The organism is Rhodococcus (subgen. Prescottella) equi, from assembly GCF_003013675.1.
Lineage (GTDB): Bacteria > Actinomycetota > Actinomycetes > Mycobacteriales > Mycobacteriaceae > Prescottella > Prescottella equi.
The window spans coordinates 762,558-781,407 of record NZ_CP027793.1 but is presented as its reverse complement, the minus strand read 5'-3'; the positions used below and the strand labels follow the sequence as shown (position 1 = coordinate 781,407).

Genomic DNA, 18,850 nt, shown 5'->3' with positions numbered 1-18,850 from the left:
TCGATTCTCCACTTCGCGCAAAGGATTACGTCGTGACGATCAGTCGACGCAGCGTGCTGGCCGGAGCCGTGGCCGCACCGGCGCTCGCAGCCATTGCCAGCTCGACCGCTTCAGCTCAGCCTCGCTCGGCCACCGCCCCGGCCCACCGAGCCGCGCCCGATCGCGGGTTCCGGGTCGGAGTCGGCCTGTCCGACATGACCGGCCCGGTCGCCGAGAACGGCATGATGGGCTACTCGCAGTTCGACCAGCGCGCCGAGGGCCTGCACCAGCGAACCCGGGTGCGCGCCTATGTCTTCGCCGACGCCGACGACAACCGCGTCGTCTACACCTGCGCCGATACGTGCATGGTGTTCCAGGCCGTGCACGACGCCGTGCTCGCCCGACTCGCCGCGAAGTACGGTGACCTGTACACCGAGAAGAACGTGATGCTCACGGCGGTGCACTCGCACGCGGCGTGCGGCGGCGCGTCGCAGGACTACGCCTACAGCCTGGCGACGCTGGGCTTCCAGCCGCAGGTGTTCGACGCCGAGGTCGACGGCGTCGTGGAGGCCATCGTCGCGGCGCACGACAACCTCGCGGCCGGCACCGTCGCGTACGGGCGCAGCGAACTGAAGGACGCGAGCGTGAACCGGTCGAGGGCGGCCTTCGATCGGAACCCGCAAGGCGACAAGGACTACTACCCGCTCGGCATCGACACCGCGATGCGCGTGCTCCGGATCAGCCAGGGCGGCGACAACGTCGGCGGCATCGGCTGGTTCCCTACCCACGGCGCGTCGCTGACCAACAAGAACCACCTGATCTCGGGCGACAACAAGGGCGCCGCCGCGTATTTCTGGGAGCACGATGTCGCCGGGGTGCGCTACCTCGACGGTAAGCCCGGGTTCGTCGCGTGCTTCCCGCAGACCAACACCGGCGACATGTCCCCCAACCTGGATCTGAAGCCCGGCCACGGTCCCACCGCCGACGAATTCGAGAACACCCGGATCATCGGCGAGCGGCAGGTGGCGGCCGCCCGCGAGGCGTTCAGGAAGGCCACGCCGCTGGCATCGACCACGGTGGACAGCCGAATCATGTACCTGGACATGGCGAACCAGGTGGTGGACGGCAAGTACACCTCCGACGGCCAGGTCCGTCGCACCGCCCCGGCCTGTGTGGGCGCGGCGATGGCGGCCGGCAGCACCGAGGACGGCCCGGCGATCGAGATCTTCACCGAGGGCACTCGCAACCCGATGATCGACGCGCTCGGCGGCATCGACACCCCCACCCCGCAGTGGCTGTCCGACGCGCAGGCCCCCAAGCTGGTGCTGGTGCCCGTGGGCCTGCTGCCCCCGGACGGCTGGGTGCCACACGTGCTCAAGATCCAGATCATCCGCATCGGTGACGTCTACGTCGTCGGCGGCCCGGCGGAGTTCACGATCGTCTCGGGCCTGCGGATCCGCCGCACCGTCGCCGAGGAACTGGGTGTCCCGCTCGAGAACGTCATCTTCAACGGCTACGCCAACGCGTACTCGAGCTACTGCACCACGCCCGAGGAGTACGACGCCCAGCAGTACGAGGGCGGCTCGACGCTGTTCGGCCGCAACACTCTTCCCGCGTACCAGCAGGGTTTCGCGGCCCTCGCGGCAGCGATGAAGGCGGGCGCCGACGTCCCGCGCGGCCCGGCGCCGCGCGATCTGTCCGGCTTCCAGCCCGGCTTCGGACGCGAGTTCCCCTTCGACGCACCGCTACCCGGCCGCGACTTCGGCGACGTCGTCGTGCAGCCCGCGGGCAGCATCGGCACCGGCGAGCAGGTGGCCGTCGAGTTCGTCACCGGCCACCCCAAGAACGACCTGCACCGTCGTGGAACGTATTTCGAGGTGCAACGGCGCGACGGCGACCGGTGGACCCGGCACGCGGACGACGGCGACTGGGCCACCAAGTACCGCTGGCGCCGGGAGGGCCTCAATTCCTCCGTCGCACGCATCACGTGGGACGTGCCCCCCGGCACGCCGTCGGGCACCTACCGCATCCAGCACTTCGGCAACTGGAAGAACCCGGAGGGGGCGGTGTTCGCCTTCACCGGAACCTCGGCGGAGTTCACCGTCCGCTAGCTCCCTCACCGGCTGAAGGGTCCCTTCGTACGCTCACAGCGCACGAAGGGACCCTTCAGCCGTTCGGGTTCTCCAGAATCTCTCTGGCGTTCTCCAGGTTTCCCCGTACGTCTCGCGCGTACAGCTTCTGCACGATGGCATCGGCGAACTTGAAGAGACCGGAGCCGGTCTCGCCCTCCTGTAGAAACGTCACCTTGGTGGCGCCGTCGCCGTCACTGTCGAAATCCAGCTCACGCGTGTACCCGATCTTCGACTCCCGCGAGGCGAAGCCGATCCGCTTGTTCTTCTCGTACGCGGTGATCTCCTCCGTGGCGTGAACCTTCGCGCCGGCAACCCGTGCGTCGAGCGATGCCACCGAGCCGACCTGGTCGGGCGCACCCGAGAGCATCTTGTACTCGCTGATGTTGGTTCCCCACTCCAGCGCGTGCACGGGATCGGTGAAGTACTCGAACACCTCGGGAAGCGGACGATTGATGACGACGGATTCGTCCGTCCGCAGCGTCTTGGCCATGAATCTCACATCCTCGACTCGCGACAATGGTCGACGCGTCACGCATGAGTTTGGCGCACCCGCGCCGATGGACTGCTCGCGCAGTCGCTTTCACGATCCACAACACGGCATCCGCACGAGCATCACTTTCGATCCTAGTCCGGCATCCTGCGGTTTTGAAGGGCCTCGAACAGACGAAGGGTCCCTTCACGCGCTGTCAGCGCACGAAGGGACCCTTCAGCCCTTTTTCCTCCCCCGGGGCAAGCTTGCTACAACCAGGTGTCCTCGCTGGCGGTGGTGAGGAACGCCTCGAGATCGTCCCGCCACTTCGCCGGCACGGTCTTGTCCGGTTCGATGCCGGTGTACTGGCCGCGATAGAACAGTAGCGGCCGTTCGGTCTTGATCTCGCTCATCGAATGCACGCGCCCGAACACCACGTAGTGGTCGCCACCGTCGTGCACGGTCTCGACCGTGCAGTCGATGTGCGCGAGCGATCCGGTGAGGATCGGCGAACCCAACGGCGATGGAGTCCAGTCGATTCCGGCGAACTTGTCGGGCTCTCGGGATCCGAACCGGGCGCACGTCGACTGCTGTTCCTCGGCGAGCACGTTGACGGCGAAGCGACCGGAGCGCTCGATCGCCGCCCACGAGCGCGACGCCTTGGTGGGACAGAACAGCACGAGCGGCGGATCGAGCGACAGCGCCGCGAACGACTGGCAGGCGAACCCGACCGGGGCGTCGTCGTCGATCGTGGTGATGATCGTGACGCCGGTGCAGAACTGGCCGAGCACGGTCCGGAACTGGCGCGGATCGATCTCCGCGCCGGTCCCCGCACCAGCCGTCTCGTGCGCGGACATTACTTGAACCCCACCGTGAAGTCGTGACCCCACAGGCTCACGGCGGTGCTCTCCTTGGCGATCCACGTGTCGTCCTCGACCTCGAGGCCCTCGCAACCGAATTCGACGTCGAATCCGCCCGGCGTCTTCATGTAGAACGACAGCATCAGGTCGTTGACGTGGCGGCCCAGCGTCGCCGACATCTTCACGTTCTTGCGGAGCGCGCGATCGAGGCAGAGCCCGACGTCGTCGGAGTTCTCGACCTCGACCATCAGATGCACGATGCCGGAGGGGTTCGGCAGGGGCGCGAACGCGAGGCTGTGGTGGCGCGGGTTGCAGCCCAGGAAGCGCAGCCACGCCGGGTCACCGTCCGCCGGACGCCCCACGACCTGCGGAGGCAGGCGCATCGAGTCGCGCAGCTTGAATCCGAGCACGTCACGGTAGAACTCGAGATCCGCGGCGTCGTCCTTGGTCGCGAGCACGACGTGCCCGAGCCCCTGCTCGCCGGTGACGAACTTGTGCCCGTACGGACTCACGATGCGGCGGTGCTGCAGGGCGATCGTGTGGAAGATCTCCAGGCGCGACCCCGAAGCGTCCCGGCACTTGACGAACTCGACGACGTTGCGTTCGGCCGCCTCCTCCTTGGTGCCCTCCTCGAACTCCCAGTCGGCCTTGGCCAGGCGCTCACGGATCTCCTGCAGCCCTTCGGCGTTCGCGCACTCCCAGCCGGTGGCGTACAGGCCGTCACGTTCACCGGGAACGATGACCAGGCGCGCGGGGTAGTCGTCCATGCGCAGGTACAGGTTGTCGGGATTGGAGCCCTTGCCCTCGATCATGCCGAGCACCTTGAGCCCGTACTCGCGCCACGCGGCCATGTCGGTCGCCTCGATGCGCAGGTACGCCAGCGAACGGATACTCATCACTTACCCCCTTCTCGGGCGGAGCCTCGGGCGATGTCGCTGTCGAGCAGGAAGTCGCTCGCGAGCCGGTTGAACTCGTCGAACTTCTCGAGCTGCGCCCAGTGTCCGCAGCCGCCGAAGACGTGCAGTTGGACCCGCGGAATCATCTTGAGCGCCACCAGCGCACCGTCGATCGGGTTGACCCGGTCCTCGCGACCCCAGATCAACAACACCCGCTGACGCAGCTTGTAGGCGTCGCGCCACAACATTCCGAGCTCGAACTCCGAACTCGAGAACGACCTACCCATCGCCTTGGCGGCCGCCAGCGACTCGGGCGCACTGGCGGCGGCGAACCGCTCGTCGATCAGCTCGTCGGTGATGAGCTTCTGGTCGAACACCATGATGCGCAGGAACGCCTCGAGGTTCTCCCGCGTGGGCTGGTACGCGAACTTGCCGAGATTCCGGACGCCCTCGGTGGGATCCGGCGCGAACAGGTTGACGCTCAGGCCACCGGGGCCCATGAGCACCAGCCGGCCGGCGCGATCGGGGTAGTCCAGCGCGAACCGCACCGCGGCACCGCCGCCGAGCGAATTGCCCAGCAGGTGAACGCGCTCGGTGATACCGATCGTGTCGAGCAGATCCTTCAGCGCCGACGCACTGTGCCGGAAGTACTGGGGGTGCTCGGTGGGCTTGTCGGACCGGCCGTAGCCGGGCTGGTCCACCGCGATCACGTGGAACTGCTGCGCGAGAACGGGAATGTTCTTCGCGAAGTTGGACCACGACGACGCGCCGGGACCGCCGCCGTGCAGCAGCACGATCGTGGGGCCGTTGCCGACTCCCGCCTCGTGGTAGTGCAGCTTCAGGTCGTCGCGGACCTGCGCGAAGCGCGAGGTCGACTCGTACGTGAGCTCCTCGGTTGCCGTCATGTTCCGCCCCTAGACCATCGTGTCGGTGAGCGGCAGGCCGAACTCGGCGCCACCGAACATCACGTACGCGCGCTCGGCGTCGTTGGCGGCGTGCACGCGGCCGGCGTGCGCGTCGCGCCAGAAGCGCTGGATCGGAGTGCCGTTCGCGAGCGCCGTGGCACCCGAATTCTCGAACAGCAGGTCGATCGAGGCGATCGCGCGGCCGGTGGCGCGAACCTGGTCACGGCGAGCACGCAGGCGCAGTTCCATCGGCACCTCCTCGCCGGCGAGCAGGTGCGCGTACTCGTCGGCGACATTGCCCGACAGCTGACGCCACGCGGCATCGATATCGCTGGACGCCTCGGCGATCCGGATCTTGGCGAACGGATCGTCCTTGGCCTTCTCGCCGGCGTACGCCGCACGAACACGCTTGCCCTGGTGCTCGACGTGGGCCTCGTAGGCGCCGTACGCCATGCCGACGATGGGGCTGGAGATGGTGGTGGGGTGGATGGTTCCCCACGGCATCTTGTAGACCGGGGCGGTGTTCTGCTGCAGACCCGGTGCCGTCAGGTCGCTCATGGCCTTGAAGCTCAGGAACCGGTGCCGCGGGACGAAGACGTCCTTGACGACGACGGTGTTGCTGCCGGTGCCCTTGAGGCCGACGACGTTCCAGACGTCGTCGATCTCGTAGTCCTCACGGGGAATGAGGAAGCTGCCGAAGTCGACGGGGCGGCCGTCCTTGATGACCGGTCCACCGACGACGACCCACGACGCATGGTCGCAGCCCGAGGACCATGCCCAGGCGCCGTTGACCTTGTAGCCGCCCTCGATCGCCTCGCCCGCGCCCATCGGCGCGTACGACGACGAGATCCGGACGTCGGTGTCCTTGCCCCACACGTCTTCCTGCGCCTGCTGGTCGAACAGGGCGAGGTGCCAGTTGTGGATGCCGAGGATACCGGCGACCCATCCGGTGGAGCCGCAGGCGCTCGCGATGTTGCGGACCGCGGTGTAGAAGGTGACGGGATCGGACTCGAGACCGCCCCACTGCTTCGGCTGCACCAACCGGAAGAAGCCGGTCTCCTGGAGCGCCTTGATGGACTCGTCGGGGATGCGGCGCAGATCCTCGGTCTCCTGCGCGCGTTCACGCAGCACCGGCAGTAGCGCGTCGATCCGCTGCATCACCTCGTGGCTGTCATGGTCACCCACTGGACGCTCCCGTCTGTAATTCGATGTTGACTTGCCCTGAGACTAGAACACGTTCTCTTCCATGTCGAGAAAACGGCAATTCCACTGGTCATACGAAGTCTTTGCCGATCACAAGCACCTGAAATCTAGCGAAATCCGTCGAAGTTCTATAACGTGTTCTAGCAACAGCTACAAGGGATGTGAGGTACTGATGGCGCAGATTCGTGAGATCGATGTGGGAGCTCCGCAGACGCGTTTCGCACGCGGTTGGCACTGCATCGGTCTGGAGAGCGAGTTCCTCGACGGAAAGCCGCACGCGATCGAGGCGTTCGGCACCAAACTGGTCGTCTTCGCGGACAGCCAGAACAAGCTCCACGTTCTCGACGCGTACTGCCGGCACATGGGCGGTGACCTCAGCCAAGGTGAGATCAAGGGCGACTCGGTGGCCTGCCCGTTCCACGACTGGCGTTGGGGCGGCAACGGCAAGTGCACCGACATCCCGTACGCCCGTCGAGTGCCGCCGATCGCACGGACCCGCTCGTGGATCACGCTGCAGGAGAACAAGCAGCTCTTCGTGTGGAACGATCCCGAGGGCAACCCGCCGCCGGACGACGTCACGATTCCGCGCCTGCCGGAGGTGTTCACCGACGAGTGGACCGACTGGAAGTGGAACCGCATCCTGGTCGAGGGTTCCAACTGCCGCGAGATCGTCGACAACGTCGTCGACATGGCGCACTTCTTCTACGTCCACTTCGGCTTCCCCAAGTACTTCAAGAACGTCTTCGAGGGCCACGTCGCGTCGCAGTACCTGCAGAACCACGGCCGGCCCGACGTCGGCAGCATGGGGACCCAGTACGGCGATTCGGTCCTGGACTCGGAGGCGTCGTACTTCGGTCCGTCGTACATGGTCAACTGGCTGCACAACAACTACAGCGGCTACAAGGTCGAGAGCATCCTGATCAACTGCCACTACCCGGTGACCCAGGATTCCTTCGTGCTCATGTACGGCGTGGCCGTGGAGAAGCCGAAGGGGCTCGACGACGCCACCAGCGACAAGCTCGCCACCAAGTTCACCGAGGGTGTGGCGATGGGCTTCGAGCAGGACGTCGCGATCTGGAAGAACAAGACCAAGATCGAGAATCCGCTGCTCTGCGAGGAGGATGGCCCGGTCTATCAGCTGCGACGCTGGTACGACCAGTTCTATGTGGACGTCGCAGACGTCGACGAGAAGGCCACACAGCGGTTCGAGTTCGAGATCGACACCAGCAAGGCCGTCGAGGCCTGGCAGCGTGAGGTCGACGCGAACCTGGCACGCCAGGCGGAGGAGAAGGCGGCGGCCGAGTCGGCCGCCGAACACAAGACGGGAGTGTGAAGATGACCTCGACCTGGGCCAAGGCCCCCAGCTACGCCGACAGCCCGGCCCGGGTCGAGGCCGTCCGCGCACAGACCGCAGTGGACCAGCACAACTACCTCGAGCAGGGGCTGCAAGAGGTGCAGTGCCGAGCGTGCGGAACATGCGTGCTCGTCCAGAAGAACAGCTTCAAGCACACCAGCATCCAGTGGCAGGGCAACCCTGCCGAGGTGTGCCCGGAGTTCACGGCCGCCGGCGGGCGTGCCGGGTCGCGTCAGACGTGCCCCCGACTGCTCAGCAGCATCCAGCACGCGGTGATGGAAGGCATCCTCGAGGTCCCGGAGGAACGGCGGACCGACTCCGCCGGCTGACGTACTCACCAGCGCCCACCGCGAGGCCCCGAACCGTGCAACGGTTCGGGGCCTCGCCGCGCCCGGCCGGCCCGCCTCTCCACCCTCTCGCCGACTTGACTGCAACACGTGTTCGTTTGCAACCGAGGCCGGTGTAAAGACCCGGCAATACTTCCTGGCAGAAAGCATGGACTGTCATGCACCTAGTTCTATAACGTGTTCTACATGAGCAAGCAGGAATACGACATCGTCGTCGTCGGCAGCGGCGCAGCCGGCATGACCGCAGCCCTCACCGCGGCACACAAGGGGCTGTGTGTGGTCGTGATCGAGAAGGCCGCCCACTACGGCGGCTCGTCCGCACGGTCGGGCGGAGGTGTCTGGATCCCGAACAACGAGGTACTGAAGCGGGACGGTGTCACCGACACCGTCGACGCGGCGCGCACCTACCTCCACAGCATCATCGGCGACGTCGTCGATCCCGCGAAGATCGACACCTACATCGACCGTGGACCCGAGATGCTGTCGTTCGTCATGGAGAACAGCGCCCTCGAGCTGCAGTGGGTGCCCGACTACTCCGACTACTACCCGGAGGCGCCGGGCGGGCGGCTCGGCGGACGCTCCGTCGAGCCGGTCCCGTTCGACGGCAATCGGCTCGGTGACGACCGCAAGAACCTCGAGCCCGACTACGTCAAGGCCCCACAGAACTTCGTCATCACCCAGGCTGACTACCGCTGGCTCAACCTGCTCATGCGCAACCGCCGCGGACCGCTGCGTGCCATGAAGGTCGGCATGCGATTCCTGGCGGCCAAGGCGCGCGGCAAGGATCTCCTGGTCCGCGGGCAGGCCCTCATGGCCGGCCTCCGACTCGGCCTGCGCGACGCCGGGGTCCCGATCCTGCTGAACACCCCGCTCACCGAGCTGTACACCGAGGACGGCGCGGTGCGCGGCGTGAAGGCACTCGTCGACGGCCCCGACGGACCGACCGAGCAGATCATCCGGGCCCGCCACGGCGTCGTCCTGGGCTCGGGCGGATTCGAGCACAACGACGAGATGCGCAAGAAGTACCAGCGCGCCCCGATCGGTACCGAATGGACCGTCGGTGCCGCGGCCAACACCGGTGACGGCATCGTCGCCGGCCAGAAGCTCGGTGCGGCAGTCGAGTTCATGGAGGACGCGTGGTGGGGTCCGTCGATCCCGCTCACCGGCGGCCCCTGGTTCGCGCTGTCGGAGCGCACGCTGCCCGGCAGCATGATGGTCAACACCCGCGGCCAGCGCTTCGGCAACGAGGCCGCACCGTACGTCGAGGCGACTCACATGATGTACGGCGGCAAGTACGGCCAGGGCGAGGGTCCGGGCGAGAACATTCCGACCTGGATGATCCTCGATCAGCGCTACCGCAACCGGTACACCTTCGCCGGCATCACGCCGCGCTCGCCGTTCCCGGGACGCTGGCTCAAGGCCGGAGTGGTCGTCAAGGCCGACACGATCGCCGAACTCGCGGAGAAGGCCGGGCTGCCGGCCCACGCGCTCACGGAAACCGTCGAGCGGTTCAACGGCTTCGCGCGCAACGGTAAGGACGAGGACTTCGGGCGCGGCGACAGTGGCTACGACCACTACTACGGCGATCCGCGGCTGAAGAACCCGAGCCTCGCCGAGATCAGCAAGGCGCCGTTCTACGCGATCAAGATGGTGCCCGGCGACCTCGGCACCAAGGGCGGCATTCGCACCGACGTCGACGGCCGCGCGCTGCGCGAGGACGGCTCGGTCATCGAAGGCCTGTACGCGGCCGGCAACTGCAGCTCTCCGGTCATGGGCCACACGTACGCCGGACCGGGCGCGACCATCGGTCCCGCCATGACGTTCGCGTACCTCGCGGTGCTCGACATCGCCGACCGTGCCCGTGCCGCAGCGCCGTCCGTGACGAACTGACAGGAGACGACAGTGCCCATCGATCCGTCGATCGCGATCGGAGCCGAGCTACAGGCTCAGGAGTTCTCCTGGACTCCCTCGGACGTGCAGCTGTACCACCTCGGAATCGGTGCGGGCGCACGCCCACTCGATCCCCGGGAGCTCGCCTACCTCGACGACGTCAAGCCCCAGGTGCTGCCGACGTTCGCGACGGTCGTGGCGAACATCCACGCGACCGAGGCGCCGCGGGTGTCGTTCCCGGGCGTCGAGATCGACCTCGCGAAGGTCGTCCACGGCAGCCAGGAGGTCACCGTCCACGCGCCGATCCCCGCCAGCGGGTCGGCGCAGACCACGACTCGGATCGCCGAGGTGTGGGACAAGGGCAAGGCCGCGGTGATCGTGCAGGAATCCACTACGGTCGCGCTGGACGGGTCGCCGTTGTGGACGGCCCGATCGTCGATCTTCGCGCGGGGCGAGGGTGGTTTCGGGGGTGAGCGCGGACCGTCCGAATCGGTCGCTCTCCCCGACAGGACACCGGATTTCGAGTCGATTTCGCAGGTCCTGCCGCAGCAGGCGCTGCTGTACCGGATGTGCGGTGACCGGAACCCGTTGCACTCGGATCCGGCATTTGCGACCGCTGCGGGCTTTCCGGCGCCTATTCTGCATGGACTGTGCACCTACGGGATCGTCTGCAAGGCTGCCACCGACACCGTCCTCGACGGTGATGCCAGCCGCGTCAAGGGATTTCGCGCTCGTTTCGCCGGGGTAGTCTTCCCCGGCGAAAGCCTCCGGACGCGAATGTGGCGCGACGGCGACCAGCTGCTGATCTCCGCAACCGTTCCCGAGCGTGACGACTCACCGGCCCTGGCCGACGTCGTGCTCACTGTCGCCTAGCGACGTCCGCACACAGCTGTACCGGTCGGGTCGGCGTCCACGCCGACCCGACCGGGAATATCTGCACCCGTACTTCTTTCCCCTCACACACCTTGGAGTACACGAATGACGCTCAACGACGAGCAGTTACGGCTGTCCCGGCGAGGATTCCTCACCGCGGGCGCTGCGGGCGCCGGCGTGCTGGCAGCCGGCGCACTCGGCGGCTGGACCCCGGCCTTCGCCGTCCCTGCCGGTTCCGCCGGCTCCCTCGGATCGCTCGGATCGACCGGGCCGGTCGCGCCGCTTCCGACGCCGCCGAACTTCCCGAACGACATCGCACTGTTCCAGCAGGCGTACCAGAACTGGTCCAAGGAGATCATGCTGGACGCCACCTGGGTCTGCTCGCCCAAGACGCCACAGGATGTCGTTCGCCTTGCCAACTGGGCGCACGAGCACGACTACAAGATCCGCCCGCGCGGCGCGATGCACGGCTGGACCCCGCTCACCGTGGAGAAGGGGGCCAACGTCGAGAAGGTGCTCCTCGCCGACACGATGACGCATCTGAACGGCATCACGGTGAACACGAGCGGCCCCGTGGCCACCGTCACCGCCGGTGCCGGCGCCAGCATCGAGGCGATCGTCACCGAACTGCAGAAGCACAACCTCGGCTGGGCCAACCTCCCCGCTCCGGGTGTGCTGTCGATCGGTGGCGCCCTCGCGGTCAACGCGCACGGTGCGGCGCTGCCGGCCGTCGGCCAGACCACGCTGCCCGGTCACACCTACGGTTCGCTGAGCAACCTGGTCACCGAACTGACCGCGGTCGTCTGGAACGGCACCACCTACGCACTCGAGACGTACCAGCGCAACGATCCTCGGATCACCCCACTGCTCACCAACCTCGGGCGCTGCTTCCTGACCTCGGTGACGATGCAGGCCGGCCCCAACTTCCGTCAGCGGTGCCAGAGCTACACCGACATCCCGTGGCGGGAACTGTTCGCGCCGAAGGGCGCCGACGGCCGCACGTTCGAGAAGTTCGTCGCGGAATCGGGCGGCGCCGAGGCGATCTGGTACCCGTTCACCGAGAAGCCGTGGATGAAGGTGTGGACGGTCTCGCCGACCAAGCCGGACTCGTCGAACGAGGTCGGAAGCCTCGGCTCGGCGGGCTCCCTCGTCGGCAAGCCTCCGCAGGCGCGTGAGGTCTCCGGCCCGTACAACTACATCTTCTCCGACAACCTGCCGGAGCCCATCACCGACATGATCGGCGCCATCAACGCCGGAAACCCCGGAATCGCACCGCTGTTCGGCCCGGCGATGTACGAGATCACCAAGCTCGGGCTGGCCGCGACGAATGCCAACGACATCTGGGGCTGGTCGAAGGACGTCCAGTTCTACATCAAGGCCACGACGTTGCGACTCACCGAGGGCGGCGGCGCCGTCGTCACGAGCCGCGCCAACATCGCGACCGTGATCAACGACTTCACCGAGTGGTTCCACGAGCGCATCGAGTTCTACCGCGCGAAGGGCGAGTTCCCGCTCAACGGTCCGGTCGAGATCCGCTGCTGCGGGCTCGATCAGGCAGCCGACGTCAAGGTGCCGTCGGTGGGCCCGCCGACCATCTCGGCGACCCGTCCGCGTCCGGATCATCCGGACTGGGACGTCGCGATCTGGCTGAACGTTCTCGGTGTTCCGGGCACCCCCGGCATGTTCGAGTTCTACCGCGAGATGGAGCAGTGGATGCGGAGCCACTACAACAACGACGACGCCACCTTCCGGCCCGAGTGGTCGAAGGGGTGGGCGTTCGGTCCCGACCCGTACACCGACAACGACATCGTCACGAACAAGATGCGCGCCACCTACATCGAAGGTGTCCCGACGACCGAGAACTGGGACACCGCGCGCGCTCGGTACAACCAGATCGACCCGCATCGCGTGTTCACCAACGGATTCATGGACAAGCTGCTTCCGTAGGGCCGCCTGAACCGTTCCACCGACGCCGGTGGTGCCCGAGTAACCGCTCGGGCACCACCGGCGTCGTCGTGTGCCGGGCAGGCACCGTCGGCGTACCGTCGAAAGTGATCGGTGACAGTCGCGAACGAGGGAGTGCTGTCATGACATCGACGAATCCGGATCCTGTTCCTCCCCCGCCGCCGACCGGCCCGACGGAACCCACGACCGGGTACGCGGGGGGTCCGCAACCACACCAGCAGCCCCCGGCTCCACCTCCGGCCAACGCCGGCTGGGCGGTCGCTTCCCTGGTCGCGTTCTGGCCCCTCGCGTTCGCGGCGTTCAGCAACGCGTTCGAGGTGTATCCGAGGTGGGCGCGCGGCGACTACGCCGGCGCGCAGTACGCGTCGGATCGGGTCCGCAAACTGGGGCAGCTGTCGTTGTGGATCCTCGGCGGAATTCTCGTGCTGCTCGCGATCGCGTACATCGTCATGGCGGCGGTGTGGATCTCGCACGGTGGGTACGACGACAACTGGCACCGTGGCCGGATGGGCTGGTAGCGCGGCCGGATGGGCTGGTAGCGGTCAGCTGACGCGGGCCGGGTCGGGCCCCGGGGCGTCCGCGTCCACCCGCGCGGTGCCGGTCCGGAGCCGCAGCGGAACACAGACGACGACGATCAACGCGACCGCCGAGACCGCCGCGCCGAGCCAGAACAGCCGATCCAGCCCGATCGGCGAGGGCACCGCGGTGGCGCCGACCATCACCGCTGAAGCCGCGAGGACAGCCGCACCGACAGCACTCGCACCCGAGGTTCCGACCGCGCGAACCAGGCTGTTGACGCTGTTCGCCGACGCCGTCTGGTCCAGTGGCACCGCCATCGTGATCAGGACCGGCATCGCGGCGAGCGCGAACGCGACGCCCACCGAGACGACGAACGCGCTGATTCCCACCGTGAGGACACTGCTGCCGAACACGCCGCGTTCGACGAAACCCAGACTGATCGCGCCCGCCCCCACGGCCAGGGTGACGCCGGCGCCCCACGCGCGAATCATCGCGGCCGACACCGGGGCGAGGAAGATCATCACGACGCCGCCCGGGAGCATGACGAGACCTGCTGCCGCGGCGCTGAGCCCGAGGCCGTGCCCCTCCGACCTCGGCACCTGCAGTTCCTGCGTGGACGCGTAGGAGCTGAGGAACATGGCGAACCCCAGAAGGAGCGCGCACAGGTTGGAGACGAGGACCGGCCGTCGGATCGATGTCCGGAGATCGACGAGCGGATGGGACACCCTCGACTCCAACGGGATCCACACCGCCAGCCCGATCACACCGGCAGTCGCGAGCCCCACGGTGGGCAGACTCCCCCACCCCCAGGTGCCGCCCTTCGAGATCGCGAGCAGCACTGCGCTCAGGGCGGACGTCAACAGCGCCGCACCCGCGTAATCGAAACGGCCCGCGGCGCGGGTGTTCGACTCCGGGACCACGAAGGGCAGCAGCACCGCCATCACGACCGCGAACGCTGCGGGCACCCAGAACAGGGACTGCCAGCCGAGATGTTCGTGCAGGACGCCGGCGAGCGGCATCCCGAGTACGCTGCCGATGCCGATCGTCGCGCTCATCAAGGCGACACCACTGCCGAGCCGTTCGGGCGGAAGGACGTCCCGCATCATGCTGATGCCGACCGGCATGAGCGCCATGGCGAAGCCCTGCAGCCCGCGACCGACGACCGCCGTCACGAAGCCCGAACCGACGGCCGCGACCACCGATCCGGCGATCATCAGCCCGAGGCACACCAGCATCATCGCGCGCTTGCCGAACATGTCGGCGAGCTTGCCGATCAGGGGTGTGCCGACAGCGCCCGTCAACAGCGTGACGGTGACCAGCCAGGAGGCGCTGGTCGGCGGGACGCCGAGGTCGACCGCGAACGCCGGCAGGACGGGAACGACGAGCGTCTGGAGGAGCGCCACCAGGATCCCGCTGAGGCTCAGTACCCCGATGACGAGCCCGCTCCGCGCGGTGCGCGGAGCGGGCGGGGGATCGACTGTCACCCGGTCACACGGGCGGCATTACCGGCATCGATGGGAAGCACGGTGCCGCTGATGTGGGCGCTGGCTTCGGCGGCGAAGAAGAGCACTGCACGGGTGATCTCGAACGGGTCGAGCCACGGCACGGGCTGCGCGTGCAGGGACTGGAAGACCGGGGCGACGTCGTCCATCGTCGGTTCTTCGAGATCCGGTCGCATCATCGAGTAGAGCGCCTTGTTGTGGATCATCCCGGTCGAGATGTTGCCGGGCGCGATGGCGTTGACGGTGATGCCGTTCTGGGCGAGATCGAGCGCGGCGCTCTTCGTCATGCCGATGACGCCCCACTTCGATGCGGCGTACGCGACCATGTTGGTGTTGCCGGCGCGACCGAGCATCGAGGAGATCGTGACGATGCGTCCGTAGCCCCGCTCGATCATGCCGGGCGAGACCGCGCCGATCGTGTTGAAGACACCGGTCAGATTGGAACCGATGGCCTCGTTCCACTGCGCCGACGTCATCGACTGCACCGGGGCGGCAACCGAGACACCGGCGTTCGCGACCGCGATGTCGACGCGGCCGAACTCGGACTCGGCGCGCGCGACGAGATCGTCCATCGCGGCGCGGTCGGCGGTGTCTGCCTTGACGGCGATGCACTTGCGGCCGGTCGCCTCGACGAGGCGCACGGTCTCGGCCATGTCCTCCTCGGTGCCCAGCGGGTAGAACACCGAGTCGCTGTCCTCGCACCGGTCACAGATGACGACGTCGGCGCCGCGTTCGGCGAATGCCACGGCATGCGACCGTCCCTGTCCCCGGGCTCCGCCGGTGATCAGCGCGACCTTGCCTTCGAACTCCTCCATACTGCTGCTCTCCTCGAGATCGGGGACCGTGACGACACACGGGGTCCGCAACTATCACTACCCGCCAGGGATGTGACTACGGCCACAAGTCCCGCCCAGCGGGAGGCTCCTGCACGCTCCCCACCGAAGCACATTCGACGCCGCGATCGCGAAATGCGACGCGATCGTCACCGTCCGTCGACGAGGATGACGGCCGCCGACACCGCCGCGAGGGCGACGACGGTGACGGCCAGTCCGAGCAGCAGAGCGAACGGATAGACGGCACGACCTGCGTCGAAGCGCTCGCTCACCCGTTCGTACCGGCGGCGGGCCGTCACCACGACGACGGACGCCGACACGATCGCCCACGTACCGAGGACCTGGATTACCACCGAGGATCCGGGCACGTAGCGCAGACAGAGGAAGGCGACCGCGGCGAGGCTCGCGGCCGTGCGCACCCATGCGAGCGTCGTGCGCTCGGGTTGCAGGCCGGGATCCCGCTGCCCCGCGGCCGCCGTGCTCACCGAAGCACCACGATGAGCAGTGTGACGCCGGCGCCGGCGATCATCCCGGCCAGGACGGCCGCGATCGCCGGAACCGGAAGGCTGCGACCGGTGCGCATCGCCGCCTCCACCCCCATCCATCGGAGGAACGCGAAGACCACCAGCAACACCGCGCCGACGAGCAGGCCGACCACCAGGACGGTGTGCACGGTGGGGCCCACGACGTCCGTTCCGAACGCTTCGAGGCCGACCGCGGCGGCGATCAGGCCGAGCCCGGTGCGCACCCAGGCGAGATAGGTGCGTTCGTTCGCGAGCGTGAAGCGCGGGTCCGGATCCTCCCCTTCCCGGAAAGCCCTGGGCCTCCACCCGCGCGTCGTCATCGTGATTGCTCCTCCTCGTGCCCCGGCGATCGTGTCACCGAACGTAACGCTTCAACACGGCCGCGCGCCTGCGCGCCAGCGTTGCACGGCGCCGGGCCGCGTCGACCCGTTCCGTGGTCGCGGGCAGTTCGGCGAGGACCTCGTCGAACCTCACCTTACGCACCGTCGGCGTCGGCAGATCGGTGCCGGTGGCGAGCCACCATCGGTACACGCACCGGGTGAACTCGTTGCCCGCGGTGTCCAGCCAGTTCGCGACGCCGGGGTCACGGTGCGCCACCACGGCCCGGAACACACCGTCGGGGTCGAGCACCGCCTGGTGTCCGTTGAGCGACGTCTGCCGGTAGGTGTAGTCGAGCGACTGTCCCCAGTAGTCACCGAGGTGGATGTTCCAGAAGTGGCATTCCGGCGGCGTCACCTCGAGAATCAGAGCCTCGTCCGGTGCGATCTCGAAAGTGCCACCGCCGTATGCGATGTGCCCACCGTCACCGGCGTACGACGAGCTCACCGCCGGCTGGGTGCGCAGCACGTTGCGGTCGCCGTCGCGCAGGCTGTACATCGCCGCCCAGTATTCGGCGAAGCCGTCGACGAAACGTCCGACGGATTCCACCTGGGCTGTCACGGTGACCGGCTCGGTGACCGGGCCGGACCCGTGGACGTCGATCCGCTCGATCGACAGGTGGTACGGATCCTCGGCGTTCCAGTCGTAGAAGTACTGGCGGGTGATGATGTCCCTCGTCGCCGGCGGCATCGGCAACCAGTTGCCGTCGTGCGGTTCGGCGCTGATGATCACCTCGAAATCACCGTTGTCGCGCAACGCTATTCCGCCAGGGTTGGAGATCGCACCGAGTGTCGACCCGGTAGCGGCCTGGAACGCGGCCCGGAAGTCCTTCGGCCGGTCGCCGTCCGACTGCGCCTTCTCGTACAGGGTCACGGTGTCGTACAGCGTGAGTCCGATGTAGCGGGCTCGCCCACCGGTTCCGGTGAGCCGGTACGTCCCTGCCGGGTCGAGCACCGCGTGGCCGAACAGGCAGTCCGGGGACTCCGTCGCGTACCGCTTGGTGTTGTCCTGCAGGTGTCCTAGCTCGGGGTAGTCCGGATCGGCGCTGAAAACCACCTGCTCGAGGCCGGCGTTGAGCAGGTTGAGCAGGTACCGGTAGCCCGCCGCCCGCATCGCGGGGTCGTCCGACCGCGGGTCGCCCGCGATCACCTTCGAAGCTCGGGAAAGGTTGTCGCACAACCCCTGCCACGCCGCGTCGAGATCTTCGTTGCGCCGCCGGCGCTCGTCTGGAGCCTGCACGGCGCCCCCTCAGGCCGGCACGTCGCCGAGAATGGCGACACGTTCCATCACGCGGCGGTGCGGGAAGTAGTCGCTGGCCGCGTAGTGCTGCGTGGCACGGTTGTCCCAGAACGCGATCGAGTTGGGCTGCCACCGGAACCGGCACTGGAAGTCGGGCACCTTGGCCTGGTCGAAGAGGTGGCGCAGCAGTGCCTCGCCCTCGACCGGGTCCATGTCCGGGATGTGTGTGGTGAACAGGCTGTTGACGAACAACGTCCGGCGGCCCGTCTCGGGATGGATCCGGACGATCGGGTGTTCCACCGGCGGGAACTGTTCCTGCATCGCCGCAAGCTTCTCGGGACTCATCGACCGACCGAACGAGGGAACGAAGTCGTGGACCGCGACGCGTCCCTCGATCTTCTCCTTCACCTCGTCGGACAGGCAGTCGTAGGCGTTCCCCATGTCGGCCCACAGCGTGTCGCCACCGGCCGGCGGCACCTCCAGCGCCCGCAGGACGGACCCGAGAGGCGGCCGCTTCTGCCACGTCACGTCGACGTGCCAGATGTTCTCCGTTCCGGGACTGTCCTCGCCTCGTTCGAAGTGGACCACCTCGGGAACCTCACCCTGGGGAAGCAGCGGATGCACCTCCAGTTCACCCCAGTGACGCGCGAAGTCGCGGTGCTGGGTCCCGGTGATCTGCTGATCACGGAAGAAGACGACTTTCCATTCCAGCAGGGCCCGGCGCAGTTCTTCGATCGCCTCCGGACTCGGATCCCGCAGATCCACGCCGTGGATCTCCGCACCGATGAACGGCGTCATCGGCCGCACCTCGAACTGCGTGTAGGGCTCCGACGCGAAACCGTCGGCGCACCTGCGCATCCCGCGCGGTCCGAACTCGATCGAATGGCCGCCGATCTCGACGGTTCGACTACTGGTCAGCGTTGCCATGCAAGTCTCCTGGCTTTCGAGGGATCCCGCTCCGAACACACCACCGCCGACGCGT

18 protein-coding genes are annotated in these 18,850 nt (G+C 67.4%); 7 read left to right on the top strand and 11 right to left on the bottom strand.

The window, feature by feature from the left end; translation table 11 throughout:
- The first annotated feature begins 32 nt into the window (after positions 1-32).
- A complete protein-coding gene (locus C7H75_RS03620; RefSeq protein ID WP_106850944.1) occupies positions 33-2,090 on the top strand; it encodes a neutral/alkaline ceramidase in 2,058 nt (685 codons plus the stop codon).
- 55 nt (positions 2,091-2,145) lie between these two features.
- On the opposite strand, the gene C7H75_RS03615 is transcribed toward C7H75_RS03620, so the two are convergent.
- From C7H75_RS03615 to hsaA, 5 genes are all read right to left on the bottom strand, one after another.
- Positions 2,146-2,601 (bottom strand): SRPBCC family protein, encoded by a 456-nt coding sequence (locus C7H75_RS03615; RefSeq protein ID WP_041673847.1) that lies wholly within the window; start codon positions 2,599-2,601, stop codon positions 2,146-2,148.
- A 248-nt stretch (positions 2,602-2,849) separates the two neighbouring features.
- Entirely contained in the window at positions 2,850-3,437 is a 588-nt protein-coding gene (gene hsaB / locus C7H75_RS03610; protein WP_005515604.1) for a 3-hydroxy-9,10-secoandrosta-1,3,5(10)-triene-9,17-dione monooxygenase reductase subunit, read from the bottom strand.
- Positions 3,437-4,336 (bottom strand): iron-dependent extradiol dioxygenase HsaC, encoded by a 900-nt coding sequence (gene hsaC, locus C7H75_RS03605; RefSeq protein WP_022594042.1) that lies wholly within the window; start codon positions 4,334-4,336, stop codon positions 3,437-3,439. The genes hsaB and hsaC overlap by 1 nt, the downstream gene beginning before the upstream one ends.
- Positions 4,336-5,241: a 4,5:9,10-diseco-3-hydroxy-5,9,17-trioxoandrosta-1(10),2-diene-4-oate hydrolase gene (gene hsaD, locus C7H75_RS03600; protein ID WP_022594040.1), complete on the bottom strand. Its 906-nt coding sequence runs from the start codon at positions 5,239-5,241 to the stop codon at positions 4,336-4,338. Before hsaD ends, hsaC begins: the two co-directional genes overlap by 1 nt.
- Positions 5,242-5,250: 9 nt before the next feature.
- Positions 5,251-6,399, bottom strand: a complete 1,149-nt coding sequence (hsaA, locus tag C7H75_RS03595; protein ID WP_172504621.1) for a 3-hydroxy-9,10-secoandrosta-1,3,5(10)-triene-9,17-dione monooxygenase oxygenase subunit — start codon at positions 6,397-6,399, stop codon at positions 5,251-5,253.
- Between the two features lie 217 nt (positions 6,400-6,616).
- Between hsaA and C7H75_RS03590 the strand changes: the two genes are divergently transcribed.
- From C7H75_RS03590 to C7H75_RS03565, 6 genes are all read left to right on the top strand, one after another.
- Positions 6,617-7,777 (top strand): 3-ketosteroid-9-alpha-monooxygenase, oxygenase component, encoded by a 1,161-nt coding sequence (locus C7H75_RS03590; protein ID WP_005515610.1) that lies wholly within the window; start codon positions 6,617-6,619, stop codon positions 7,775-7,777.
- A complete protein-coding gene (locus C7H75_RS03585) occupies positions 7,774-8,127 on the top strand; it encodes a hypothetical protein (protein ID WP_005515611.1) in 354 nt (117 codons plus the stop codon). The genes C7H75_RS03590 and C7H75_RS03585 overlap by 4 nt, the downstream gene beginning before the upstream one ends.
- 204 nt (positions 8,128-8,331) lie before the next feature.
- Positions 8,332-10,035 (top strand): 3-oxosteroid 1-dehydrogenase, encoded by a 1,704-nt coding sequence (kstD, locus tag C7H75_RS03580; RefSeq protein WP_175280012.1) that lies wholly within the window; start codon positions 8,332-8,334, stop codon positions 10,033-10,035.
- A gap of 12 nt (positions 10,036-10,047) precedes the next feature.
- The gene (gene chsH3 / locus C7H75_RS03575; RefSeq protein ID WP_106850942.1) at positions 10,048-10,908 is read left to right on the top strand and encodes an enoyl-CoA hydratase ChsH3; all 861 of its coding nucleotides are present in this window, start codon (positions 10,048-10,050) and stop codon (positions 10,906-10,908) included.
- Positions 10,909-11,013: 105 nt separating this feature from the next.
- Entirely contained in the window at positions 11,014-12,855 is a 1,842-nt protein-coding gene (locus C7H75_RS03570; RefSeq protein WP_106850941.1) for a cholesterol oxidase substrate-binding domain-containing protein, read from the top strand.
- A 140-nt stretch (positions 12,856-12,995) separates the two neighbouring features.
- Positions 12,996-13,391 carry a CD225/dispanin family protein gene (locus C7H75_RS03565; protein WP_064078777.1) on the top strand — a complete coding sequence of 132 codons (396 nt, stop codon included), beginning with the start codon at positions 12,996-12,998 and terminating at the stop codon, positions 13,389-13,391.
- Between the two features lie 24 nt (positions 13,392-13,415).
- On the opposite strand, the gene C7H75_RS03560 is transcribed toward C7H75_RS03565, so the two are convergent.
- From C7H75_RS03560 to C7H75_RS03535, 6 genes are all read right to left on the bottom strand, one after another.
- On the bottom strand, positions 13,416-14,876 hold the full coding sequence (locus C7H75_RS03560) for an MFS transporter (protein WP_013414840.1): 1,461 nt from the start codon (positions 14,874-14,876) through the stop codon (positions 13,416-13,418).
- Positions 14,873-15,709, bottom strand: coding sequence for a mycofactocin-coupled SDR family oxidoreductase (locus C7H75_RS03555; RefSeq protein ID WP_013414839.1), 837 nt, complete (start codon positions 15,707-15,709; stop codon positions 14,873-14,875). Before C7H75_RS03555 ends, C7H75_RS03560 begins: the two co-directional genes overlap by 4 nt.
- Before the next feature lie 167 nt (positions 15,710-15,876).
- Positions 15,877-16,212: a DUF202 domain-containing protein gene (locus C7H75_RS03550; protein ID WP_005515618.1), complete on the bottom strand. Its 336-nt coding sequence runs from the start codon at positions 16,210-16,212 to the stop codon at positions 15,877-15,879.
- Positions 16,209-16,571: a YidH family protein gene (locus C7H75_RS03545; RefSeq protein ID WP_005515619.1), complete on the bottom strand. Its 363-nt coding sequence runs from the start codon at positions 16,569-16,571 to the stop codon at positions 16,209-16,211. Before C7H75_RS03545 ends, C7H75_RS03550 begins: the two co-directional genes overlap by 4 nt.
- 34 nt (positions 16,572-16,605) lie before the next feature.
- Positions 16,606-17,868 (bottom strand): DUF1214 domain-containing protein, encoded by a 1,263-nt coding sequence (locus C7H75_RS03540; protein ID WP_064077748.1) that lies wholly within the window; start codon positions 17,866-17,868, stop codon positions 16,606-16,608.
- A 9-nt stretch (positions 17,869-17,877) separates the two neighbouring features.
- Positions 17,878-18,795: a TauD/TfdA dioxygenase family protein gene (locus C7H75_RS03535; protein ID WP_084865768.1), complete on the bottom strand. Its 918-nt coding sequence runs from the start codon at positions 18,793-18,795 to the stop codon at positions 17,878-17,880.
- Positions 18,796-18,850 lie beyond the last annotated feature (55 nt).